Here is a 23,602-nt window from a genome sequence, read left to right as displayed (position 1 = left end):
AAAGCCGGGTCCGCGCCCATTCCCCGGGCAAGGGACGTTGACCTGGGCCTGTTCCCGGCGCTGTTCTATCCTGCATCGGTAGCGACGTGCCATGGGATGGAACCACGATGTGCAGGAAGCGGAAACGCGCGCTGGCGGTGATGCTGTGGATGGCGATGCTGCCGGCGTGGGCGCTATCGGCCACCCCGGTGCCCTCGTTGCCTGCGCGGGAGCAGATGCTGGGCCTGCTGGAGCAACGGGCGCTGCATCGGAACCTGGTGGACTGGAGGGCGTTGCGTCGCGAGCTTGCCGCGACCACCGATGCCGAACGGCAACGCGCGCTGCTGGCCGACGCCATCCACCGCGCGACCGCCGGTCATGGCGGGTGGATGGCGGCCGCGGAGCTGCGCGACAGGTACCGCGCGGCGGCGCCCGCGGCCGCGCTGCCCGCGGCTGTGGAAGCGTCTGCGGCGCCGGAGGCCGGGCGGATCGACCCGCGGCTTGGTCGGATCACGATCGGGCCCTATCTGCCCGATCCGGGGCTCACCCGTGCGCAGCAGCGGGAAGCCGAGCAGCAGCACGCGCAGCGTCTGCGGGACACGCTCTGGCGCCTGGACGATGGCAGCCGTTGCGGCTGGATCGTGGACCTGGCCGACAACACCGGCGGCAACATGTGGCCGATGCTGCTGGGGGTGGGGCCGCTGCTGCCCGGCCGCGTCGGTGGCACGGACGTGGTCGGGCATTTCCAGGATGCAGGCGGGCTGCAGCCGTGGCGCTACCGCGACGGTGCGGTCTGGGTGGGCCAGGCCCTGCGGCTGGCGGCGGACGATGGGAGCCGGCGCCTGCGCCATCCCGAGGCACCGCTCGCCGTGCTCCAGTCCGGGCGTACCGCCAGTTCCGGCGAGGCCATCGTGCTGGCGCTGCGCGGACGGCGCGGCAGCCGCAGTTTCGGCACGCCGACGATGGGCTACTCCACTGGCAACGTTCCGGTGACACTGGTCGACGGCAGCACGCTGCTGCTCACCACCACGGTGATGAAGGACCGCAACGGCATGGGCGATGGCAGCCGCATCGTTGCGGATGTTCCGGCGGCGCTGCCGGCCGATGCGCTGCGCCTGGCGCAGGCATGGCTGCTGGCGCAGCCGGCCTGTGGCGGAAAACCCACGGGAAGTGCAGGGGCAGGCGCGCCATCCTGGAAAACCGCCCCCTGACTGGTTCTCCCTATGCCCGGCGTGCCGCGCCGATGGCGTTGATCCGGGCCTTGTTCAAGGCTTCGCCCACCGCCGGGCCGCTGAGGCCTTCGGCGGCGAGGTCGCGCGCATTGATCGCCAGCGCCGCGGCATGCAGGCGCAGCAGCGTGGCGCGTTGCGGGTAGTCGCTGTCCTCGAAACCAAGCCGGCCGCGCTTGTCGCATTCGCAGGCCAGCGCCATCTGCGCGATGCGCTCCGGGCGCCTGAAGCCGTCGCAGCGCTGCAGCAGGTCCAGTACGGTGGCGTCGCGCAGTTCGTCGATCCGGTGCACGTTGAGATGCTCGCGGCACACCGCCGCGGCCAGCTGGCGGTGGTCGGCGGGGATGCGCAGGCGGTCGCACAGCGCCGCCAGCGGCTTCAGCCCGCGCTGTTCGTGCATGACATGGCGTGGCAGCTGCTCGGCCGGGGTGAGCGCCTTGCCGAGGTCATGGGTGAGCGCGGCGAAGCCGATGAGGTCGTCGCCCGGCGCCAGCCGCGCGGCCATGTCGCTGACCATTTCCTGGTGCACCCCGGTGTCCACTTCCGGGTGGAATTCGACGCGCTGCGGAATGCCGTACAGCGCGGCCACTTCCGGCAGGATCGGTGCCAGCGCGCCGGTATCGTGCAGGGTGCGCAGGAACGCCGAAGGGCGCGCAGCGCGCAGCGCCTTGCGCAGTTCCTGCCAGATGCGTTCGGGTACCAGCGCGTCCAGTTCGCCGCTGGCGGCGATCTCCCGCATCAGCGCGACGGTTTCCGGGGCCAGGGTGAAACCCAGCGGTGCGAAGCGCGCCATGAACCGTGCCGCGCGCAGTACCCGCAGCGGATCCTCGACGAAGGCCGGGCCGACGTGGCGCAGCACGCGCGCCTGGAGGTCGCGCGCGCCGCCCCAGGGGTCGACCAGCGTGCCGCTGTCCTCGTCGCAGGCGATGGCATTGATGGTGAAGTCGCGGCGTTGCAGGTCCTGTTCCAGCGTCACCGACGGGTCGGCGTCGACCACGAAGCCGCGGTAGCCGCGCCCGCTCTTGCGCTCGGTACGCGCCAGCGCGTGTTCCTCGCCGGTATGCGGGTGCAGGAACACCGGGAAGTCGCGGCCCACGGCCTTGAAGCCACGCGCCTCCATCTCCTGCTGGGTGGCGCCGACCACCACCCAGTCGCGGTCGCCCGCATCCAGCCCCAGCAGCCGGTCGCGGACCGCGCCGCCGACCAGGTAGGTCTTCATGCGCCGTCCTTGGCCGTCGGGCAGACGAAGCCGCGCGACGCCGGGACGTTGCGGCCGGCGATGCGGTCGCCCAGCGGCACCGCCTTGCCGTTGAGGCGCCAGTCGTAGATCACGCTGAACGCAAGCACGCGCGCGACGTATTCGCGCGTCTCCTTGTAGCTGATGGTCTCGATCCAGAAGTCGGGGTCGTAGTCCGGCCGCTGCGACTGCCAGCGCGCCGTTGGCGTGGGCCCGGCGTTGTAGGCGGCGATGGTGACGTACGGCAGGCCGCCGTAGGTGTCCAGCAGCTGCCGCAGGTAGGCGGTGCCGATGGCGATGTTGGTGTCCGGATCGTAAAGGCTGGCCGCGCCGCCGTAGCCGTCGAGCCCGATGCGCCGGGCGACGCTGGCGCCGGTGGCGGGCAGCACCTGCATCAGCCCCAGGGCGTTGGCCGGCGAGCGCGCGTTGGGGTTGAAGATGCTCTCGGCGCGGATCTCGGCGGCAACCCACGCCGGATCCAGCGCGTTGCGCGCCGCTTCGCGGCGGATGGTGTCGTCGTGGTACAGCGGGAACCGCAGCGCGTACAGGCGCATCTCCTGCGGCCCCTTGAGGGCGAACACGGCGCGGTCGAACCAGCCCGCCTCACCCGCCACTTCGACGGCCAGCCGGCGCCGGGTGTCGTCGAACCGCGACAGCGCGTCGGCCCATTCGCGCGCGGCCCAGGTGGCGCGGTCGATGCGGAACAGTTCCAGCGCGCGCACCAGCGCCGGGTCGCGCGCCACCGCCGCGCGCGCCTGCGCATCGCTGCCGGGGTTCCACGGACACAGTGCGTAGGGCTGGCGCAGCTTGTCGGCGGCAAGGAAGCCATGGAAGGTCGGCTCGGTGGCGACGGCGCGGTACAGCGGCATGGCCTCGGCGGCCCTGCCGGTCTTTTCCAGCAGCCGTGCCTCGAACCAGCGCCAGCGCGAGTCACCGCGCTGGCCCGCGGGCATCGCCCGGATCGCGGCCAGCGCCGCGGGCCAGTCGCCGCGCGCCATCGCTTCGCGCGCGCGCCATTCGTGCAGGCGCTCGTCGTACGCCGATTCCGGCACCGCGGCCAACCGCCGCGCCGAATCCGGCAGGTAGGACGCCACCGTCCACAATGCGATCTGGTAGCGCACCTGCGCCTGCTGCGCGGCGTCCAGCCGCAGCGCCTGCGCATACTGCGGCAACTGCCGTTCGGCGGCGTCGGGGTCGGTCCGCGCCAGCTTTGCCAGGCCGTCGCTGGCGATGCGCCGGCTGCGTTCGTTCTGCGGCCACTTCAACGCGCGCACGTCCGGTTTGTCGACGAACGCGGCGTAATCATTGGCCAGGGCCAGCTCGGCGGCCGGCAGGCCGCGCGCGGCGGCGCGCATCACCCCGGGCTGCTGGGCGTCGGCCGCGGCGTCGATGCGCTCCCAGCGCAGTGCCGGGGTCAGCCCGCCGCGCTCGGCCAGGCCGGCGAACACCGGATCGCACGCATCGGGCAGCGACTTGCCGCTGCTGCGCCACAGCGCCTGCGCGTCGCGGATCCAGCCGGCATCGGCCTTGCCGGTGGCCAGGCGTGCGTTGAGCTCGGCGCACTGCAGCCCGGGGTCGTTGCTGGGCCGCCAGTTGGCGAGCAGGGTCGGCCAGTCCTGGCGCCGCGCCAGCGCCGGCAGCCACGCGGCGCGGAATGCCTCGGCCACGGCCTGGCCCTGGTAGCGCTTGAGGAAGTCCAGCGCCTGCGGCGTGTCCACGGTGTCGATGCCACGGCGCAGCGCGCTGTACTCGAGCCAGCCGTACAGCGGGTGGTCGCGCAGGCCCGCGCTCGCGGCGGCATCGAACTGGCCGCGTTCGGCGTTGTCGATGGCCACGCGCATGGCGGCGCGCCGGGCGTCGAGGGTCTGTGCGCCGGTGCCGGTACAGGCCAGCAGCAGGGACGCGGCGAAAGGCAGCAGGCAGATATTCCGTTTCATCGGCAGAGCATAGCCGGGGCATCGTCAACAGCGCCGCGGCGATTCCGGCTCGCGCATGAACATCGCCGCCGCGCGGCCGCTGAACCGAAACGCGGGCTGAACGTGACGGGCCGCGCCGCTGCCGTGCGCCGCGGTGGCCGGCGTAGTGTCGACACCGGGGCGCAACGCCTCGCCGAAGGAGCGGAGCATGGCATTCAGTGCAGCTGGCAGTTCCGGACCGATCGCCGACATCAATGTCACCCCGCTGGTGGACGTGATGCTGGTGTTGCTGATCATCTTCATCGTCACCGCGCCGTTGGTGTCCTGGCCGATCCCGGTGGACCTGCCGCAGTCCACCACCCGCCAGGTCCCCCGCGTGGATCCGCCGCCGCCGATCGAATTGCGGGTGGACGCGGCCAACCAGCTCACCTGGAATGGCCAGGCGCTGCCGGTCGCTTCGCTGCAGGCGCGGCTGCAGGAGCAGGCGCGTCTGCATGCCGGCAACCTGCCGGAGCTGCGCATCGACGCCAGTCCGGACGCCGAGTACGACACGATGGCCAAGGTGCTGGCGGCGGCCGACAACGCACGGATGGAGCGCATCGCCTTCCTGCGATGAAGGGGTGCCCGGGCCGTGCGCGAAGGCGGGCGGCCCGGGACAGGCGCGCGGCGGCGCACGATGAGCCGCGCGCGGCGGCCGGGGGCGCCCGCCGCACTACACTACGCGCATGCAGACTTCACGATTCGCGCCGCTGTTGCCGGCGCTGGCGGTGCTCGGCTCGGTGACTTCGCTGGCCATCGGCACGTCCTACGCCAAGCACCTGTTCCCGCTGATCGGCGCCCAGGGCACCAGCGCGTTGCGCGTGGGCTTTTCGGCGCTGTTCCTGCTGCTGCTTTGGCGGCCGTGGCGCTGGCATACCCGCCGCGCCGACGGCGCCGCGATCCTGCGCTACGGGCTGGCGCTGGGGCTGATGAACCTGCTGTTCTACATGGCGCTGCGCACGATTCCGTTCGGCATCGCGGTGGCCATCGAGTTCATCGGGCCGCTGGCGGTGGCGATGTTCTCCTCGCGGCGGGCGATCGATTTCCTGTGGGTGGGCTGCGCGCTGGCCGGGCTGCTGCTGTTGCTGCCGCTGGGCGGCGGGCCGGCGCTGGACGTGGCCGGCGTGCTGTACGCGCTGGGCGCCGCGGCCTGCTGGGCGCTGTACATCGTGTTCGGCAAGCGCGCCGGGCACCTGCATGCCGGGCACTCGGTATCGCTGGGCGTGGCGGTCGCGGCGCTGGTGGTGGTGCCGGTGGGCGTGGCCCACGCCGGCATGGCGCTGCTGCAGCCGTCGATCCTGCTGGCCGGGCTGCTGGTGGCGGTGGTGTCCAGCGCGATCCCCATGTCGCTGGAGATGATGGCGCTCAAGCGGCTGCCGAAGGAGACCTTCGGCATCCTGATCAGCATGGAACCGGCGGTGGCCGCGCTGTGGGCGCTGCTGCTGCTGCACGAACAGCTGTCCGGCCTGCAGTGGCTGGCGATCGGCTGCACGGTATTGGCCTCGGTGGGGAGCGCGGCGACCGCGCGGCGCCGGCCACCGCCCGCGGCTGCCGTGGTGACATGAGCCGGTGCCGGGTGTAGCCCCTTGTGCCGGGGATGCGCCGCAGGGACACCCGGGTCCAGGGGCGCGGCTGCGTCGCTGCGGGGAATCGGGACAGTGGCCCCGTCGGCGCTGCGACCCATGGCGCGGCCGCGTGCGGCGACGCTAGCGCAGGCTGTTGGCGGGGACTTCGACCTGCATCTCCACCGCCAGGTGGTCCGAATGGGCCGCGGCGACGGCGCCGGTTTCGAGCGCGCGCAGGCTGTCGCTGACCAGGATATGGTCGATCGCCCGTTCCGGGCGCCAGCTGGGGAAGGTGGGCACCAGGCAGCCGGGCGGCTGCAGCCGGGTCTTGCGGTACAGCACCTGCATTTCCGGGCGCTCGGCCTTGCAGTTGAAATCGCCCATCAGCACCGCGTTGGGGTAGTCGGACATCAGGTCGGCGATGAAATCCAGCTGCGACAGGCGCGAACCCACGCCCAGCGACAGGTGCGCGACGGCGACCGCCAGCCCTTCGCGGCCGTCGCCGAAGCGCGCCAGCAGCACGCCGCGGCCGCCGATGCGGCCGGGCAGGGCGTGATCCTGCACTTCCACCGGTTCCAGCCGGCTGAGCAGGCCATTGGCGCTGGACGCGACCCCGCCCATGCGCCGGTTGGGCTGGTGGCTCCAGTAGTTGAAGCCGGCGCGCTGGGCCAGGTAGTGGGTCTGGTTGGTGAAACCCGAGCGCAGGCTGCCGGGGTCGGCCTCCTGCAGGCCGACGATGTCGCGGCCGCTGGCGAGCCTGGCGATCGCATCCAGGCTGGAGCGCTTGCTGCCCGACGGCAGCGCGTGCGACCAGCTGCGGGTCACGTAGTCGCTGTAGCGGCGCGTGCTGGAGCCGGCCTGGATGTTGGCCGTGAGCAGGCGCAGGGTGTGGGTGGGGGAATTCACGGCGGTGGAACCAGGGCCTCGTGTCGACGAGGCCCTTGATACCTTACTTGGCGTTGGCGGCGCGTTCGCGTGCGATCAGGTGGTCGGCGATGCGCAGCATGTCCTCGTAGCTCTTGCCCTTGACCAGGTACTTGCCGTTGACGATCAGCGACGGCGTGCCGGTGATCTTGCTGCGCTGGGCGAACTGCTTGGCGCGATTGGTCTTGGCCACCACCGAGAAGCTGCCCATGGTGTCGGCGAAGGTCTTCGGGTTGACGCCGAACTTGGCGTAGAAGTTGGCGATGTCCTCGACCGAATCGCGGCCCAGCTCGCCCTTGAGCGACTGCTCGACATGGATGGCCGAGTACAGCGCCTCATGGGTCTTCTCCTGCACGCCCAGTGCCTCGGCGGCATAGAAGGCGCGGCCGTAGTCGTCCCACATGCTGCCGAACATGGCCGGCACGTAGACGAAGTTGACGTCCGACGGCAGGCCGGCCTTCCACGGCCCGATCAGCGGCTGGAAGCGCGCGCAGGCCGGGCAGACGTAGCCGAACACCTCGGCCACTTCGATCTTGCCGGTCGCCGGCTGGATCGGCTGGCCGCCGTCGATGACCAGGTAGTCGGTGCCGGCCACCGGTTCAGGGCCGACCAGGCGCGCCTGCGCCGGCACCGGGGTGTTCTCCGCGCTCTGCGCGGCGGCCTGCCCGCTGGCCGCTTCCGGCGTGGCGGCGGCTTCGGCAGCAGCGTCGGCGGCGGGGGCGGCCGGGGCGTTGGCGGCGGCCGGTTGTTCGGCGACCGGGGCGACGGCGTCGGCCGAGCCGTCCTGGGCCTTGCAGGCCACCATCAGCGGCAGCAGGGCGGCCAAGGCGAGTACGAAACGGATCTTCATGGGTGGATCTCCAGCAGGGATTCGTCGGGTCGTCGGGCCGCCAGCGGCGACCGCGGGGCGCATGATGACATTATCTGCGGCGGCGGCTGAACCGGTTGCCGGAGCGCGCCGGCATGGGCTCAGCGGCGCCGGCCGGCAGCGCGCTCGCGTTCCACCAGGGCGCTGGCGATGCGCAACTGGTCCTCGAAGCTGCGGCCCTTGACCAGGTATTTGCCGTTGACCACCAGCGCCGGCGTACCGGGCACCCGCACGCGCAGGGCGAAGGCGCGCGCGGCCTTCACCCTGGCGTCGGTCTGGTCGCTGCGCAGCGCATCGACATAGCGCTCCGGCTGCACCCCGTAGGCGGCATAGAACGTCGCCAGTTCCTGTGGCGACACGTTCTGCATCGGCAGGCTGCGCCGTTCGTGCAGGGCCTTGAACACATCGGCGTGGCTGCGCTTGAGCACGCCGGTCTGCTCGGCGGCGTAGAAGGCGCGCGCATAGGCGTCCCAATGGCCGCCGAAGGCAGCCGGCACCGCGGTGAAGCGCACGTCGCCCGGCAGCCGGGCGACCCAGGCTTCGAGCAGCGGTTCGAAATGGGCGCAGTGGATGCAGGGGTAGCCGAACACTTCGACCACCTCGATCTTGCCGGCCAGGGGGGCGAACGGGCCGGGTTCTGCGATCAGCTCATAGTCCTGGCCTTCCACCGGTGCGGCGGCGTCGGCGGCACAGGCGGCCAGCGGCAGCAGGGCCAGCAACAGCAGGGACAAGCGCGCGAAATACGTCATCGGGATCTCCAACTGGAAAAAGAGACGCCGACCACAGGGGTCGGCGTATCCGGGAACACGACTGCCCGTCGCCGTGGCGACCGCGACCGTCAGGCGGTCAACGCGCGGCGGCCACGGCCACGTCGTCGGCGCGCGCGTGCAGGCCCTGCACGTAGCTGGCCAGCGCCTGGATTTCCTGCTCGGTGAGCTTGCCGGCCACCTGGGCCATGATCCGGAACTGCGACGGATCGGTTTCCTGGGTCTGGCCCGCCTGGTAGTGCTGCAGGCGCTGGGTGACGTACATGGCGTGCTGGCCGCCGATGTGCGGGTAGGCCGGGCCGGGATTGCCGGCGCCGCTCGGGCCGTGGCAGGCCATGCAGGCCGGGATCTCGCGGCTGGCGTCGCCGTTGCGGTACAGCTTCTGGCCGACCTCGTAGAACTTCATGCCGGCGTACGGGCCGTCGGCGATGGCGGTGTCGTCGGCCACGCCGGCGCCGGACTTCTGGCGGGCGAAGAAGGCGCCGATGTCGCGCATGTCCTGCGCGGTCATGCCCTGCACGAACGGCAACATGGCGGCGACCGCGCCCTCGGTGCGCTGGCCGCCGGCGATCAGCGCCAGCTGGCGGGCGATGTAGCGCTCGCTCTGGCCGGCCAGCCGCGGATACATCTCCACCGCGGAGTTGCCGTCGGCGCCATGGCAGGCGGCGCAGGCCTGTGCCTTGCCTTCGCCGGCCTCGGCATCGCCGGGCAGGGTCTTGCTGAGGTCGATCTCCAGCGGCGCGGTCTGCACCGGCGCGTTGTCGGGCACCGGCGTGACCGAACTCTGTGCGAACGCGACGACCGCGATCAGCGGGATGACAAGGGCGGAAACGGCTAAGACACGAGCGTGGCGCATGCAGAAGCTCCGTGTGGAACGGGCCGGGCGGGTCCGCGCCGGCATCGACCGGATTATCCACGCCGTTTCATGGCAGGGTCAACGCACGGGCGCCAGCGGGGCCCGCGGCGTGCGATCCTATGGGCATGTCACAGCTCCTAGAACGCGCCCGATATCTGCTTTCGGCCCACAATGCCCGGCAATTGCCGCCGGACGAGGGCGCCGAGGTGGCCTTCGCCGGTCGCTCCAACGCCGGAAAATCCAGCGCGCTCAACGCGCTGACCCGCCAGAACGCGCTGGCCCGCGTCTCCAAGACGCCGGGCCGCACCCAGCAGCTGGTGTTCTTCCAGGTCACCCCGCAGGCGCACCTGGTCGACCTGCCCGGCTATGGCTACGCCAAGGTCCCGCAGGAACTGCAGGCGCACTGGCAGGCCTTCATCGACAACTATTTCCGTACCCGCGACGCGCTCAAGGGACTGGTGGTGGTGATGGACATCCGCCACCCGCTCAAGGACTACGACCGGCAGATGCTGGCCTACGCGGTGCAGCGCGGCCTGCCGGCGCATGCGCTGTTGACCAAGGCCGACAAGCTCGGCCGTGGCCAGCAGGCGCAGACGCTGCAGAAGGTGCGCAGGGAACTGGCCGATGCGTTCGGCGATTCGGTGAGCGTGCAGGCGTTCTCCGGCGAGTCGAAGCAGGGCGTGGACGAGGCCCGCGCCGTGATCGGTGGCTGGCTGGGCCTGTAACGCCGACACCAGGCGGGCACTCCAGCCCTTTCCCACGCGCCGCGCACCCGCCCGTGGGGCGCCAGCGCGCGGCGCGGGCCCTCGCTCACAGCGGCGAAAACTCGCCCGGCACCCAGGCGAAGGCTTCACCCGCGTGGCGCACGTGGCCCAGGCCGGGGAACGGCAGGTGCGCGCCAGCCACCCACCACCGCCCCGCCGCGGCCTCGGCCATCAGCCGGCGGCGACTGGCGATGGCGGCCGTGCGGTCGCTGTCGGCTTCGTAGCTGGCGTCGGGCCGCGCGAACTGGACCGCGTGGAAGTGCACGATGTCGCCCCATACCAGCAGCTGCTCGCCGTTGCCGCCGTCGATCCGCCAGGAGACGTGGCCCGGGGTGTGGCCGTGGCTGTCCAGCGCGGTGATGCCGGCGGGCAGGGCATCGCCTGCGACAAAACGTCGCAGGCGTCCGGCCGCGGCGTACGGCGCCACCGCACTGCGCGCCATCGGGAAGGCGAAGCGCAGCGACTGCGGCGCGCCGGCTTCACTGGCCGGGTCCAGCCAGTAACCGGCATCGGCCTGTGACAGCCACACGCGGGCGTTGGCGAACGCCGGCTTGCCGTCGGCGTCGAGCAGCCCGCACAGGTGATCCGGATGGGCGTGGGTCAACAGCACGTCGTCCACCTCGGCGGGGTCGTAGCCGGCGGCGCGCAGGTTGACCAGTACCTGACCCAGGCCGGGGCCAAAGCACTGCGCGGCGCCGGTATCGACCAGCGCCAGGTGTGTGCCGCGCTGCACCAGGTAGGCGTTGACCGCGGTCTGCAGGCCCTTGCCGTCCTCGGGCACGTAGCCGTGTTCGAGCAGGCGGGTGACCGCGCCCGGGTCAATGCCGGCCAGTGCCTGCCGCGGCAGCGCGACGGTACCGTCGAACAGCGCGGTGACGTGCACCTCGCCGATCTGCTGGTGATACACGCCGGGTACCTGCGCGTGCGGGACATGGGCGGTGCCGGCATGGGCGCCGCCGGCGGCCAGCAGCAGGGCCAGGGCAAGGGGACGAAGGACAGCGTGGGACATGGGCAGTTCCGTCAGGGGCGGCATCGCGCCGCGGAGCCGCCATGTTGCGCCCGGCCCAGCCTGCGATGCGCTCGCAATGCCGCGCGATCCGCTCACCGCCGCCGCGTCGTCACTGGTTGCCGATCGCGGACGGCTCCATGCCATAGCGTTCGTGGAAGCGCCGGTTGAAGCTGGACAGCGAGCGGTAGCCGACGCGCGCGGCCACGGTCTTCAGCGGCAGGCGGGTGGTGTAGAGCAGCTGCATCGCCTGCGCCAGCCGCGCATCGCCGATCAGCTCGCGCAGGCCGAGCCGTTCGCTGGCCAGGCGCCGGCGCAGGGTGGCGCCACTGATGCCCAGGTGCTGTTCGAAATCGCGCGACTGCCAGTTGCGTCCGGGCTGGGCGGCGACCAGGTCGCGGATGCGCTCGCCCAGGCCGGGTTCGGGCGCGACCAGCAGGCTGCCATGGCCGGACGCGCAGAACGCCACGGCCAGGCTGGCCAGCGCCAGCCGGGCCGCGGTGTAGTCGCCGTGTTCCAGCGCCTGCCGCCACTGCAGCAGCGGCGCGCCGTGCGCGGCCAGCGGCAGCCGCGCCAGCGGCGGGCCGGCGTCGGGCAACGGCCCGCTCCACAAGGTGCGGGTGGCGTGCAGCACTTCGGTGCACAGCGGCACGATGGCGCTGAGATAGAGGCCACTGTCGGGGTCGGGGACGTTGACCACGTCGATCCGGCAGCGGCGGGTGATCAGGAACAGGTCGCCGGGTGCCAGGTCCAGCACCTGCTGCGCGGTGCGCACGTGCTTGCGTCCCTGCAGCAGGATCGCGAACTGCGGGCGCGGGATCTCCACCGAGGACGCGCCGTGTTCGCGGCGCGCGGTGATACAGGCATAGTCCCCGGCGTTCTGGCAGTCGGCCAGCGTCGCCAGCTGTTGCAGCAGCGGGCCGGGCGTCGTCGCCAAGGCCACCATCAACCGGCCAGGTGGGTGTCGAACAGATTGCCGATGGCCGCCGCCGCGCCCATCGCCAGTGCGCCCCAGAACACCACCCGCAGCGCACCGCGCAGGCGCGAGGCGCCGCCGGCGTGGGCGGCCATCGCGCCGGTGATGCACAACCCGACCAGGGTGGACGCGGTGGTGATCTGCGCGACGTAGGCGTAGGGGGCCAGCAGTGCGGTGAGTACCGGCAGGATCGCGCCGACGACGAACGCGCCAGCCGAGGCCAGCGCCGCCTGCAGCGGCCGCGCCCGCAGTTCCTCGGTGATGCCCAGCTCGTCGCGCGCATGCGCGGCCAGCGCATCGTGCGCGGTCAGCTGCACGGCCACCTCGTGCGCCAGTTCCGGGGTCAGCCCGCGCCGCCGGTAGATGCCGGCCAGTTCCTCCAGCTCGGTATGCGGGTCTTCGCGCAGTTCACGGCGTTCCAGCGCCAGGTCGGCATGCTCGGTGTCGGCCTGCGACTGCACCGACACGTATTCGCCGGCGGCCATCGACATGGCGCCGGCCACGGTGCCGGCGACGCCGGTGGCCAGAATGGTGGAGGCCGGCGCGCCGCTGGCGGCGATGCCGACCACCAGGCCGGCGACGGAGACGATGCCGTCGTTGGCCCCGAGCACGGCCGCGCGCAGCCAGCCGACACGTTCGGAGCGGTGGGATTCGGTGTGTCGGGTCGGTTTCATGGCCGCAGTGTAGGACGGCACGTGGACCGTTGGTGAAAACGACTCGCAGCCGCGGCGCCGGACCGGTCAAGTCGCCGCCGGTGGGATGCTGAAAACCGCCACCGCGACATGCCGGCAATAGGGGCCGCGATATAGTGCGCGCTCGGGAGCTGTTCGCGGTCCATCGCGGGCGAGGGCCGGTGGCCCGTGGCGGAGCCGGGCAGGCGCAGCGTGCGTGGATGCGCGCCTTGCCGGCGCTGGACGGGACGCGGTGACGCGCGCGACGGACTGCGGGCCGGTTCTTGTGATGCCGGGGGCAGGCCCCCATTTCCCCGCCCAGCCAGAACACTGCGAGCCAGCCCTTGTCGAGCCCCAGCCACGTTGCCGATACGCCCATTACCGACCGCTCGCAGCTGGTGGAGGTGCTCGCTTCCGGCGAGAAGCCGCGCCCGCAGTGGCGCATCGGCACCGAGCACGAGAAGTTCGGGTTCCGCCTGGATGACCTGCGCCCGCCGACCTTTGAAGGCGCGCGTGGCATCGAAGCGCTGCTCAACGGCCTGACCCGTTTCGGCTGGGAGCCGGTGCAGGAACGTGTCGATCAGGGGCCGGGCAACACCATCGCGCTGCTGCGCGACGGCGCCTCGGTGACGCTGGAGCCGGCCGGACAGCTGGAGCTGTCCGGCGCCGCGCTGGAGAGCATCCACCAGACCTGCGTGGAAACCGGCACCCACCTCAACGAGGTGGCGCAGGTGGCCGGCGAGCTGCAGCTGGGTTTCCTCGGCATGGGCTTCCAGCCGAAGTGGACCCGCGCCGACATGCCGTGGATGCCCAAGGGCCGCTACCGCATCATGCGTGACTACATGCCCAGGGTCGGCTCGCTCGGCCTGGACATGATGACCCGCACCTGCACGGTCCAGGTCAACCTCGACTACGCCAGCGAAGCGGACATGGTGAAGAAGTTCCGCGTGTCGCTGGCGCTGCAGCCCATCGCCACCGCGCTGTTCGCCGATTCGCCGTTCACCGAGGGCCGGCCCAACGGTTACCTGAGCTACCGCTCGCACATCTGGACCGACACCGATGCCGACCGCACCGGCATGCTCGACTTCGTGTTCGAGGACGGCTTCGGCTACGAGCGCTACGTCGACTACCTGCTCGACGTGCCGATGTATTTCTCCTACCGCGACGGCGTCTACCACGATGCCAGCGGCAAGTCGTTCCGCCGCTTCCTCAAGGGCGAACTGGACGTGCTGCCGGGTGCGCTGCCGACGCTGCGCGACTGGTCCGACCACATGACCACCGCCTTCCCCGAGGTGCGGCTGAAGAAGTACCTGGAAATGCGCGGCGCCGACAGCGGCCCGTGGAGCCGGATCTGTGCGCTGCCGGCGTTCTGGGTGGGCCTGCTGTACGACGACACGGCGCTGGATGCGGCCTGGGACCTGGTCAAGGATTTCAGCCTCGCCGAGCGCCACGCGCTGCGCGACGGCGTGCCGCGGCAGGCGCTGCACCTGCCGTTCCGCGGCGGCAGCGTGCGCGACCTGGCGCGGCGCGCGCTGGAGATCTCGCGCGAGGGCCTGCGCCGCCGCGCGGCGCTCAACGGCGACGGCCAGGACGAGACCCGTTTCCTCGACGTGCTGCAGGAAATCGTGGACTCGGGCAAGACCGCCGCCGAGCGCAAGCTGGAGCTGTTCCATGGGGCATGGAACGGCAGCATCGACCCGGTGTTCCGCGAATTCGCCTACTGAGCCGGCACCCTGGCGCGTTGCTAGACTGCCGGCTCCCTTGACGGAGGCAGGCGCATGGGCAACACGACGGACGAGATCGTCTTCTACACCCACCCGCAATCGCGCGGCCGCATCGTGCGCTGGATGCTGGAGGAAGTCGGGCAGCCGTACCGCACCGAGGTGCTGGGCTACGGCGAGGACATGAGGTCGCCGGCCTACCTGGCGATCAACCCGATGGGCAAGGTACCGGCCATCGTCCACCGCGGGGTAGTGGTGACCGAGGCCGCGGCCATCTGCAGCTACCTGGCCGATGCGTTCCCGCAGGCCGGGCTGGCGCCGGCGCAGGACGACCCGCTGCGCGGCAGTTATTTCCGCTGGCTGTTCTTCGCCGCCGGGCCGGTGGAGGCCGCAGTCAGCGCCAAGGCGTTCGGCCTGCTGGCGCCGCCGGACAAGGCCGGCATGGTCGGCTATGGCAGTTTCGAGCGGATGGCCGACACCCTGGAGAAGGCCGCTGCCGGCGCCGCGCCGTGGCTGCTGGGCGAGCGGTTCAGCGCCGCCGACGTCTACCTGGGCAGCCAGGTGCTGTGGGGCACGATGTTCAAGACCCTGCCCGAGCGCCCGGCGTTCGCCGAATACGCCGCGCGCCTGCGCGCGCGTCCGGCCTGGCAGCGCGCGGCCGCGCTGGACGACGCGCTGGCGGCGTCGCAGTGAGCGGCGCCGGCGGCGATCACGCCGAGGCTTGACCCCGGTCAGGGCGGCCCGCGCCGCGGGCACGCAGTATCCGGCCGGCGGGCACGGTCGCCCGCCGCCGGAACGGCCACGGGGCGGGTCGCCGGTCGCGTGCTGCGCCCCGGGAGTATGTCGATGACGCAATTCAGGATTCCCCTGTCCGGCCCGGCGCCGGACCTGCAGCTGCTGGAAGACGCGCTGCAGGACGCCGACCCTTCCGTGCTGCTGGATATCGAACCGCTCAGCCGGGTGTTGCGCATTTCCACCCTGCTCGACGAACACAGCCTGCTGCCGGCACTGGGCCGCGGCGGCCTGCCGGTTTCCGCCGCGCAGCTGGAACGGGTGCCTTCGGAATGCTGCGGCGGCTGCGGCGGCTGAGCCGTCGCGGCGCGCAGTCCCGGGGGAAGCCGGCACGTGGGCGCCCCGCGTGCCGGCCTTCCCTCCCGGCCAGGCGCGACGATGTGGAGGGGATGGCCTGGCGGGAAAGCCACCGGCCGGCGTGGCGGATGCGCCGCCGGCCGCGGCGTGATGCCTTCCGTGCAGTGCGCCCTGCATCGGCCAGCGTAAGCGCCCGCGACCCGACCGTGGGGCTTCCCGTGGAGACGTCGTCCCTGCTCGCCGCGACCGCCTTGTTCGCGCTGCCTTGCGCCTTGCAGGCGCAGGCCGCCCTCCCGATGCTCAACGGCACCTGCCCCGGTGCACGGGAGGTGCCTGCCGACGACGGCGGGCCGGTCTATGTCAACGGCAGGGAAACCCGGCTGAAGCGCTTCAATGACGATCATGTCGAGGCGCACGACCCGGCCCGCAGCGTGACCCTGTCGATCACCACGTCCGCCGGCGGCGGCGTGCAGATGTCCCATACCGGCCAGGACGGCGCGAACGGGGGGTGTTCGGTCGGCCGCCATGACGCGCGCGGCGGATCGCACGACGCGCCGGTCTGCCCGGGACGTGACCTGCGAATCGCAGGGCAACACCCTGGCCGGGTGCGACATGGACACCCGCGGCGATGTCGAGCTCGTGCGCCGGCTCAGCCGCACCGAATGCGTGGAGGGCCGGAACGGGGGGTGTCGCGCAATTCCGTCCGGGTCAAGGACGGGTGCCGCGCGGTGTTCCGCAACACGCCGGGGGACGGCGGGCATCACGCCGACCACGGCCAGCACCGCGGTTACGTGGCGCCCGTGGCCGCCGCCGGTGCCGGGCTGCTGGGCGCCTGCAATCGGCGTGCGGGCGCATCCGGCGCGCTGGTCACGCGCGTGCCGGAGAACGACGAGGCCGCCGAACTGATCGTCGATCATCCGGACGGCTGCTACCTGTGCATGGCGCGCAACGATGCACAGGTGATGTCCTTGACCCGGTTGCTGCGCCAGCCGAAGTGATCGTCTGGGCGGCGTGGTGCCGCCCCGGCGAGGGGATGGCGCAGGTGGCGGCAACAGGGTGCCCTCGCGCCTCTGCGGCGTATTGCCCGGGCATGGCCGCTGGCGCCGCGTCGTCGGACGCTGCGGCCGGTATCGCGGTGGCGGCGGGCGGGACCGCCGCGCAAGCCGCCGGGGAACGGCCGCGGCACTGCCCGGGACAAAGAAAAAAGGCGCGTCGACAGACGCGCCTTTTCCCTTCACCGGCCCGCCGTCATTCCGGCTGGCGGATGGGACAGCGCACCTCCTCCAGGGACGTGCAGGCGTCGCTGGCCGGGGCGATGGCCGCATCGGCCAGGCGGTACAGGCCGGCGGCGGACGAAGCGGTGGGTGGGCGGGTTGCGGGCGTGCGCACGCTGGCGGCCACTTCACGGCCCACCTGCAGGTTCTGCGCGACGGACAGGCCCTTTACCTCCAGCGTTCCTTCGCGGTAGGTGATGTCGTAGTTGTCCAGCCGTGCCCCCTGCGCATCGCTGGCGACGATGGCGTAGCTGCCGGGCTGCGCGCTAACGCCACTGCCGTCGCTGAACAGCCTGACCGCGTCGATGGTGTCGTCGTTGACCAGGCCCTGCGCCGTGTAGCCGTTGAGCGGTGAGTGCTGGCCAATGGTCTTGCTGGCGTTGTTGGCGGTGATGATCAGGCCGGCCTTGCCGATGCTCAGGGTGCCGTTGACGTAGGTGATGTCGTAGTTGGACAGGCCGCTGCCATCGGCATTGCTCGCGGTGATGGTGTACTCACCGACGTTGGCGGTGGCCGCGCTGCCGGCCGAGGCCAGCTGGACCGAGGACACCGTGTCGCCATCGGCCAGGCCACTGACGGTGAAGCCGTTGATGCCGCCGGTCTGGCCATAGGTCTTGCTGCCGTTGTTGGCGGTGATGGTCAGCCCGGCCTTGCCGATGGTCAGGGTGCCGTTGACGTAGGTGATGTCGTAGTTGGACAGGCCGCTGCCGTCGGCGTTGCTGGCGGTGATGGTGTAGTTGCCGACGCTGGCGGTGGCCGCGGTGCCGGCCGAGGCCAGCTCGACCGAGGACACCGTGTCGCCATTGACCAGGCCGCTGGCGGTGAAGCCGTTGATCCCGCCCGCCTGGCCATAGGCCTTGCTGCCGTTGTTGGCGGTGATGGTCAGCCCGGCCTTGCCGATGCTCAGGGTGCCATTGACGTAGGTGATGTCGTAGTTGGACAGGCCGCTGCCGTCGGCGTTGCTGGCGGTGATGGTGTAGTTGCCGACGTTGGCGGTGGCCGCGGTGCCGGCCGAGGCCAGCTGGACCGAGGACACGGTGTCGCCGTTGACCAGGCCGCTGGCGGTGAAGCCGTTGGTACCGCCTGCCTGGCCGTAGGTCTTGTTGCCGTTGTTGGCGGTGATGGTCAGCCCGGCCTTGCCGATGGTCAGGGTGCCGTTGACGTAGGTGATGTCGTAGTTGGACAGGCCGTTGCCCGCGGCATTGCTGGCGGTGATGGTGTAGTTGCCGACGTTGGCGGTGGCCGCAGTGCCGGCCGAGGCCAGCTGGACCGAGGACACGGTGTCGCCGTTGACCAGGCCGCTGGCGCTGAAGCCATTGACACCACCCGCCTGGCCGTAGGTCTTGCTGCCGTTGTTGGCGGCGATGGTCAGGCCGGCCTTGCCGATGGTCAGGGTGCCGGCGAGCAGCTCGATGTCATAGCCGAACTGGCTGGAATAGAGCCCGCTGGCACGCAGGTTGGCGCCGGTGTAGGTGCCGGCGTTGGCGCTGCTGGCGGTGTAGACGGCGCTGCCGGACACCAGCGCCGGGTCGTAGCCGACGGGGAACACCAGGGCGCCGACGCTGCTGCTGGCGCTGCCGTCGTAGGTCTTGCTGGCGTTGCCGGCATTGACGCTGAGCGTGGTCATGAAGCTGCGCAGCAGCGGCGCGCTGTGGCCCTCGTACATGCGCCAGGTGGCGCCCGTGCCACCGGCGTCGTCGATGCTCCAGCCGGCCGCCACGAAGGGCGCCAGCCCGGTGAGCTGGGCGCTGGTCAACCCGGAGATGCCGCTGCCGTTGCCGGCGCCGACGCCCTGGGCCAGGCCGCTGCTGCTGGTGTTCCAGAAGCTGCCGGTGGCGGTGCCGACATTGCTGCCCACCAGGCCGCCGACCGCGCCCGCGCTGGAACTGGCCGTGCCGGTGGCATAGACACGCAGCAGGCTGCCGTCGTTGAACCCGACCAGGCCGCCCGCGGTGGCGCTGCCCTGGGCGCTGCCGGTGGCGTAGCTGTCGCGGATGACGCCGGTGCTGGCGTTGCTGCCGGCCAGGCCGCCACCATTGAGGCCGCCGCCGGCGCTGCCCGTGGCCAGCGACTCGCTGAGGGTTCCGGCGTTGCTGCCGACCAGGGCGCCGACATTGCCCGTGCCGGTGACGGTGGTGTCGCTGCTGACCCGCTCGATAACCCCGCCGGCGGCGTTGTAGCCCACCACGGCGCCGCTGTAGCTGCCGCCGGCCACGCTGCCGCCCACCAGGTTGAGGTTGCCGACGTAGCCGGCGTTGTAGCCGAACAGGCCGCTGTAGGTACTGCCCGGACGGTTGATGACCAGGCCGCTGATGCGATGTCCCTGTCCGTCGAGCCGGCCGCTGAAGGGGGTGGCCAGGCTGCCGATGGAGAGGAAGCCGGTGCCGCTGTTCCACAGCGCGCTGCTGGAGGCGTTGATGTCGTTGGCCAGGACGAAGCGGCTGCCCGCCAGGCTGGTCGACGCCAGGCCCTGCAGGCCGTAGACATCGGTGATGCGGTACGGCGTGGCGGTGCTGCCATCGCCACCCAGCGCGCGCACGAAGGTGGCGCCGGCGCCGAGGCGGAAGTCGGTGACGCTGAAGCCGGGCAGGCTGGCCGCCACCTGGCGCCAGGTGCCGCCGGTGAGATCCAGCACGCCGAGGTTGACGCCCCCGTTGCTGGTTACGGTGCCGGCAGCGGACAGGGCCAGGCTGCCGTTGGCCGCATCGATGCCATCGCCCAGCACGACGTTGCCGCCGTTGCTGGTGCTGAGGGTCAGGCCGGCGTTGTCGCCCCAGGTCAGGCGGTCGGCGACGCTGAGGTTGCCGCCTGCCGACAACTGGCGGGTGCCGCTGATGCCGAAGGTGCCGCCGCTGTCCAGGCTGAGCAGGCCGCCGGAACCGAGGTTGGTGTCCAGGCTGTAGCTGGCGGCGCTGGCCGCCAGGTAGAGGCCGTAGCCGCTGCTGGTGAGGTTCGCGAAGTCGCCGTACGAGAGGAAGGCGAGGTCGCTGTCGGCATGGCTGCCGCGCGCGGCCAGGTAGCGGCTGCGGGTCGCCGAGAGGCTGCCCTGGCCGGTGAACAGACGCATGGCGGCGCTGTAGACGTCCAGCCCCTGGATGCCGTTGGTGCCGATCACGTCGCCGAAGCCGGCACCGGTGTCGAGGTTGCCGTCCAGGTAGGCGATGGCGCCATTGGCGTCCAGGCTGCTGGCATCGCCGAGGATGTAGTAGTAGCCGTCCGCCCCGCTGCTGGCGCTGCCGATGGCCACGCCGCCGGACACGGCGGTCAGCGTCGCGCCCGCCAGGGCGGCGGCACCGGCATTGCCGAAGGCCTTGCCGCTGATGGCGATGGGCGTGGTGCCGTAGCGCCAGCTGAAATACGGGTAGAGGTTGGCGCCGGTGCCCCAGATGGACGCGGAGAAACCGGCCGGCAAGCCACCCTGGAGCTGGGCGGTGGTACGCCCGGTGATCCCGTTTACCAGGCCACCGGCTGCGGCCAGCGGCTGGCCACTGGTCTGGGTGTTCCAGTAGGCGTTGCTGATGGCGCCATTGGTGCCGTTGTTGTAGCCGACGAACCCGCCTGTCTGGCTGCCGCCCGCGACGTAGCCCGTGGAGTAGCTGTTGCTGATGGTGCCGTTGATGAAATTGACCCCGGCGAAGCCGCCGATGTTGCTCGCAGAGCCCTGGCCGATCACCGCGCCGGTGGCGTAGGAGTCGGTGATGCTGCCTTCGTTGTGGCCGACGAAGCCGCCGACCGGCCCCGACGACGCCCGCACCGTGCCGGTGGCGTAGGACTGGCTGATGGAACCGCCATCGCCGCTGTAGCCGTTGGCGCCCACCAGGCCACCGACATAGCCGAGGTTGGCGGTCGTGTTGGTGCCGGTGACGTTGCCGGTGGCATGGGAGCGGGTGATGCTGCCGCCGTTGACGTTGAAGCCGACCAGGCCACCGACCTGGTAGCCGGCCCCGGTGACATTGCCGGTGGCGGAGGCATCGGCGATGGCGCCGCCGTCGTTGGTGCCCACCAGCCCGCCGGTGTTGGCTTCGCTGGTGCTGGTGCCGCTGACCGTGGTGCTGGCCGACGCGTTGCCGAGGGTGCCGCCCTGCATGTAGCCGACCAGGGCACCGACGTTGTCTCTGCCGGTGACGTTGCCGCCCACCAGCCTGACGTTGGCCAGGGTCGCGCCGGAGGTGTAGCCGAACAGGCCGACATAGTCGGTGGCCGCGCGGTTGATGACCAGGCCGCTGATGCTGTGGCCCTGTCCGTTGAAGCTGCCGGTGAACTGCTGTGCGTTGCTGCCGACCGGGCGGAAGCCCGACGCGCCCCACACCTCGCCGTAGTAGCCGCCACTGGCGGCCATGGCGCTGGCCAGGCTCAGGTCGGTGCCCAGCCGGTAATTGGCATTAAGGTCCAGCCCCATCAGTTGCAGGGCGTGGGGGGTGAAGATGGTCGTGGAGTATTCGTTGCGCAGCATCGGCCGGGTATCGCCTTCGAACATCACCCACATGTTGGTGAAGTCGAAGCCGGTGTAGGTCGACTGGTTGCGCACTCCGCTGGACAGCCCGGTGCCGCCGCCCAGCGAGCTGGACTGGCCGGTGCTGTTGATGTCCCAGTAGCTGTTGTTGACGATGATGGTCGGCAGGAAGCCGCCGCCGATCAGGCCGCCGGTGGTGGTGTAGCCGGTGACCTTGCCGCTGGCGTAGGTGTTGGTCAGCGTCGCGCTGGAGATCACCTCGCCCAGCAGCCCGCCTGCAAACGCGCTGGTGTTGCTGACCGTGGCGGTGACCGAGCCGGTGGCATAGGAGTCGGCCATGGCAATGCTCTGCACGCTGCCCGCCAGCCCACCCACCACGGTCAGGCCGGTCACGTCGGCGGCAGAGGACGAGTAGCGGATGATGCCGTTGTTGACCGTGCCGGCCAGGCCGCCGACGAAGGCGCTGGAGCCGGACACGCTGCCGGTCATGTGAACGTTGCTGAGGGTGCCGCCGAGGGTGGCGGCGATGCCGCCGACGTTCATCTGGCCGGTGATGCGGGCATTGGACAGGGTCAGGTCACGAACGTTGCCGCTCACGGTGCGGAACAGCCCGACGTCGTTCTCCAGCCCGCGGTTGATGGTCAGCTTGTCGATGCTGTGGCCAAGGCCGGCGAAGTTGGTGCTCGCCCCGTCCAGCGGGTTGAAGCCGGCACCGCCGTTCCAGCTGGCGGTGGCGCTGGCGTCGATGTCGTTGCCCAGGGCGTAGAAGCCGGTGCTGGTGATGTTCTGCAACGCACCGATGTCATGGATCAGGACGTAGCCGGTGCCCGCCAGGCTGAGGCTGGCATTGCTGCCGGACAGGGTCACGCGGGCGCCCTTGTTCAGGCTGTAGCTGCCGCTGTAGGACAGCGACAGCCCGGCGTTGTTGCCGGTGGCGGTGATGTCCTTGTTGATGATGATGCTGCCGGCGGCGTTGAGCGCCAGCACGGTGTTGGCGCTCCAGCTGATGGGCGCGTCCACGGTGATGTTGCCGGCCTGGCTGCCGCCGACGCCGGTGGTCACCGTCACCCCGGTGCTGGCCAGGGCGTTGCTGAGGGTGGTGACGTTGAGCACGCTGTCGTTGGCGTTGCCGTTGAAACCGCCCATGCCGGAGCTTGTGCCGTTGGAAATGGTCACGTTGTACGGGTCGATCAGCCACTCGCCGGTCTTGCCGTTGGGCGCCAGGGTGGTGATCCTGACGTCGTCGGCGATCTTCACGTGGGCGCCGCTGGTCTCGATGAAGCCGCCATCACCGCCGTCCGGGGCACTGGCATCGAGGGTGCCGGCGACGTTCACCACGCCGCCATCGAAGTCGCCCATCAGCAGGATCCTGCCGTCCTTCTCGCCCACCGTGCGGGCTTCGATCACCCCGGTATTGTTGACCACGGTCTTGAGCAGGGCATCGCCGGCGTGGGCGGTGAGCAGCACCTGGCCGCCATCGGCCTTGATCAGCTGGTGGTTCTCCACCAGGGCATCGACCATGGCCTCATCGACCCGCAGGTTGAGCAGGCCGTTGCCGGCGAAGTCCAGGGTCATGGCATCGCCGGCGGCCAGCGCCACGCTGCCCTGGTTGGCGACGATCACGCCGTGGTTGCTGACCCTGCCGCCGAGCAGGGCAATGGCGCCGCCTGCGCGGGTGTTGAGCGAGCCGTGGTTGATCACCTCCGCATTGCGGCCGTCGCCCTTGAAGCGGTAGTTGCCGGCGGCGAAGTCGGCGTCGCTGATGCCCAGGGTGGAGGCGACCAGGCCGCCGACGTTCACCTGGGCGCTGGCGCCGAACAGTACGCCGTTGGGATTGACCAGGAAGACCCGGCCATTGGCGTCCAGCTGGCCCATGATCAGGGAGCCGTCGACGCCGAGTACGCGGTTGAGCGCGATCGCGTTCGCGCCGGGCTGGTTGAAGGTGACCTTCTGCCCGGCACCGATGTTGAAGCTCTGCCAGTTGATCGCCAGTTTGTCGCTGGCCTGGTTGATGACCAGCTGGTTGCCGCCGGGCGCGCCGATCTGGCCGCTGCCGGACACGATGTTGCCGCCGGTCGGCAGCGATTGCGCCATCAGCCCCGGGCTGCTGATGGACACCAGCAGGCCCAGCGCCAGTGGCGTCAGCCGCGGGCCGGCCGGCAGGCGGCGCGTGGCGCCGCTCGTCGCGCCGGGAGAGGCGCCCAGTTCGGAGGCCACCTGGACCTGGCCCAGAGCGCGGTTGAACACGAGACGGTAGATGCGATTCAT

Annotated in this window: 19 protein-coding genes; 9 read left to right on the top strand and 10 right to left on the bottom strand. The window is 71.1% G+C overall.

The window, feature by feature from the left end; genetic code table 11:
- The first annotated feature begins 149 nt into the window (after positions 1-149).
- Positions 150-1,190, top strand: coding sequence for a S41 family peptidase (locus AC06E6_RS08945; RefSeq protein ID WP_478061020.1), 1,041 nt, complete (start codon positions 150-152; stop codon positions 1,188-1,190).
- Between the two features lie 10 nt (positions 1,191-1,200).
- Here the strand turns inward: AC06E6_RS08945 and AC06E6_RS08940 are convergent, their stop codons facing one another.
- Both AC06E6_RS08940 and AC06E6_RS08935 read right to left on the bottom strand, forming a co-directional pair.
- Positions 1,201-2,427, bottom strand: coding sequence for a multifunctional CCA addition/repair protein (locus AC06E6_RS08940; protein ID WP_478061019.1), 1,227 nt, complete (start codon positions 2,425-2,427; stop codon positions 1,201-1,203).
- A complete protein-coding gene (locus AC06E6_RS08935) occupies positions 2,424-4,382 on the bottom strand; it encodes a transglycosylase SLT domain-containing protein (protein ID WP_240213447.1) in 1,959 nt (652 codons plus the stop codon). Before AC06E6_RS08935 ends, AC06E6_RS08940 begins: the two co-directional genes overlap by 4 nt.
- 187 nt (positions 4,383-4,569) lie before the next feature.
- On the opposite strand from AC06E6_RS08935, the gene AC06E6_RS08930 reads away from it, so the two are divergent.
- Positions 4,570-4,977, top strand: coding sequence for an ExbD/TolR family protein (locus tag AC06E6_RS08930; RefSeq protein WP_240213446.1), 408 nt, complete (start codon positions 4,570-4,572; stop codon positions 4,975-4,977).
- Between the two features lie 109 nt (positions 4,978-5,086).
- Complete coding sequence (locus AC06E6_RS08925) at positions 5,087-5,965, top strand: EamA family transporter (protein WP_240213445.1); 879 nt, start codon at positions 5,087-5,089, stop codon at positions 5,963-5,965.
- A 141-nt stretch (positions 5,966-6,106) separates the two neighbouring features.
- On the opposite strand, the gene AC06E6_RS08920 is transcribed toward AC06E6_RS08925, so the two are convergent.
- The 4 genes from AC06E6_RS08920 to AC06E6_RS08905 all read right to left on the bottom strand — a co-directional run bounded on the left by AC06E6_RS08920 (position 6,107) and on the right by AC06E6_RS08905 (position 9,380).
- The gene (locus AC06E6_RS08920) at positions 6,107-6,844 is read right to left on the bottom strand and encodes an endonuclease/exonuclease/phosphatase family protein (protein WP_104940113.1); all 738 of its coding nucleotides are present in this window, start codon (positions 6,842-6,844) and stop codon (positions 6,107-6,109) included.
- A gap of 70 nt (positions 6,845-6,914) precedes the next feature.
- Positions 6,915-7,739 (bottom strand): thiol:disulfide interchange protein DsbA/DsbL, encoded by an 825-nt coding sequence (locus AC06E6_RS08915; protein WP_240213444.1) that lies wholly within the window; start codon positions 7,737-7,739, stop codon positions 6,915-6,917.
- 119 nt (positions 7,740-7,858) lie between these two features.
- On the bottom strand, positions 7,859-8,506 hold the full coding sequence (locus AC06E6_RS08910) for a thiol:disulfide interchange protein DsbA/DsbL (RefSeq protein WP_161613219.1): 648 nt from the start codon (positions 8,504-8,506) through the stop codon (positions 7,859-7,861).
- A 97-nt stretch (positions 8,507-8,603) separates the two neighbouring features.
- Complete coding sequence (locus AC06E6_RS08905) at positions 8,604-9,380, bottom strand: c-type cytochrome (RefSeq protein ID WP_240213443.1); 777 nt, start codon at positions 9,378-9,380, stop codon at positions 8,604-8,606.
- A gap of 125 nt (positions 9,381-9,505) precedes the next feature.
- Here AC06E6_RS08905 and yihA point away from each other — a divergent pair, with 125 nt between their 5' ends.
- On the top strand, positions 9,506-10,105 hold the full coding sequence (gene yihA, locus AC06E6_RS08900; protein ID WP_104940114.1) for a ribosome biogenesis GTP-binding protein YihA/YsxC: 600 nt from the start codon (positions 9,506-9,508) through the stop codon (positions 10,103-10,105).
- Between the two features lie 85 nt (positions 10,106-10,190).
- Here yihA and AC06E6_RS08895 read toward each other — a convergent pair whose 3' ends face one another.
- The 3 genes from AC06E6_RS08895 to AC06E6_RS08885 all read right to left on the bottom strand — a co-directional run bounded on the left by AC06E6_RS08895 (position 10,191) and on the right by AC06E6_RS08885 (position 12,800).
- The gene (locus AC06E6_RS08895; protein WP_240213442.1) at positions 10,191-11,153 is read right to left on the bottom strand and encodes an MBL fold metallo-hydrolase; all 963 of its coding nucleotides are present in this window, start codon (positions 11,151-11,153) and stop codon (positions 10,191-10,193) included.
- A 109-nt stretch (positions 11,154-11,262) separates the two neighbouring features.
- Positions 11,263-12,096 carry a helix-turn-helix transcriptional regulator gene (locus AC06E6_RS08890; protein WP_478061016.1) on the bottom strand — a complete coding sequence of 278 codons (834 nt, stop codon included), beginning with the start codon at positions 12,094-12,096 and terminating at the stop codon, positions 11,263-11,265.
- Positions 12,096-12,800: a VIT1/CCC1 transporter family protein gene (locus tag AC06E6_RS08885; protein WP_161613223.1), complete on the bottom strand. Its 705-nt coding sequence runs from the start codon at positions 12,798-12,800 to the stop codon at positions 12,096-12,098. The genes AC06E6_RS08890 and AC06E6_RS08885 overlap by 1 nt, the downstream gene beginning before the upstream one ends.
- Positions 12,801-13,141: 341 nt before the next feature.
- Here AC06E6_RS08885 and AC06E6_RS08880 point away from each other — a divergent pair, with 341 nt between their 5' ends.
- The 5 genes from AC06E6_RS08880 to AC06E6_RS08860 all read left to right on the top strand — a co-directional run bounded on the left by AC06E6_RS08880 (position 13,142) and on the right by AC06E6_RS08860 (position 16,605).
- Positions 13,142-14,521, top strand: a complete 1,380-nt coding sequence (locus AC06E6_RS08880; RefSeq protein WP_478061014.1) for a glutamate--cysteine ligase — start codon at positions 13,142-13,144, stop codon at positions 14,519-14,521.
- A gap of 54 nt (positions 14,522-14,575) precedes the next feature.
- Positions 14,576-15,211 carry a glutathione S-transferase family protein gene (locus tag AC06E6_RS08875; RefSeq protein WP_240213439.1) on the top strand — a complete coding sequence of 212 codons (636 nt, stop codon included), beginning with the start codon at positions 14,576-14,578 and terminating at the stop codon, positions 15,209-15,211.
- Positions 15,212-15,364: 153 nt separating this feature from the next.
- Positions 15,365-15,607, top strand: a complete 243-nt coding sequence (locus tag AC06E6_RS08870) for a hypothetical protein (RefSeq protein ID WP_240213438.1) — start codon at positions 15,365-15,367, stop codon at positions 15,605-15,607.
- 525 nt (positions 15,608-16,132) lie between these two features.
- Entirely contained in the window at positions 16,133-16,513 is a 381-nt protein-coding gene (locus AC06E6_RS08865; RefSeq protein ID WP_478061012.1) for a DUF3011 domain-containing protein, read from the top strand.
- Positions 16,483-16,605: a hypothetical protein gene (locus tag AC06E6_RS08860; RefSeq protein ID WP_275692619.1), complete on the top strand. Its 123-nt coding sequence runs from the start codon at positions 16,483-16,485 to the stop codon at positions 16,603-16,605. The genes AC06E6_RS08865 and AC06E6_RS08860 overlap by 31 nt, the downstream gene beginning before the upstream one ends.
- A 250-nt stretch (positions 16,606-16,855) precedes the next feature.
- On the opposite strand, the gene AC06E6_RS08855 is transcribed toward AC06E6_RS08860, so the two are convergent.
- Complete coding sequence (locus AC06E6_RS08855; protein ID WP_478061010.1) at positions 16,856-23,602, bottom strand: MBG domain-containing protein; 6,747 nt, start codon at positions 23,600-23,602, stop codon at positions 16,856-16,858.

It is taken from the genome of Stenotrophomonas sp. Steno-Z10-HUANG, assembly GCF_056393075.1.
The sequence above is the reverse complement of the archived record's forward strand: the minus strand, read 5'-3'. Positions and strand labels throughout refer to the sequence as shown.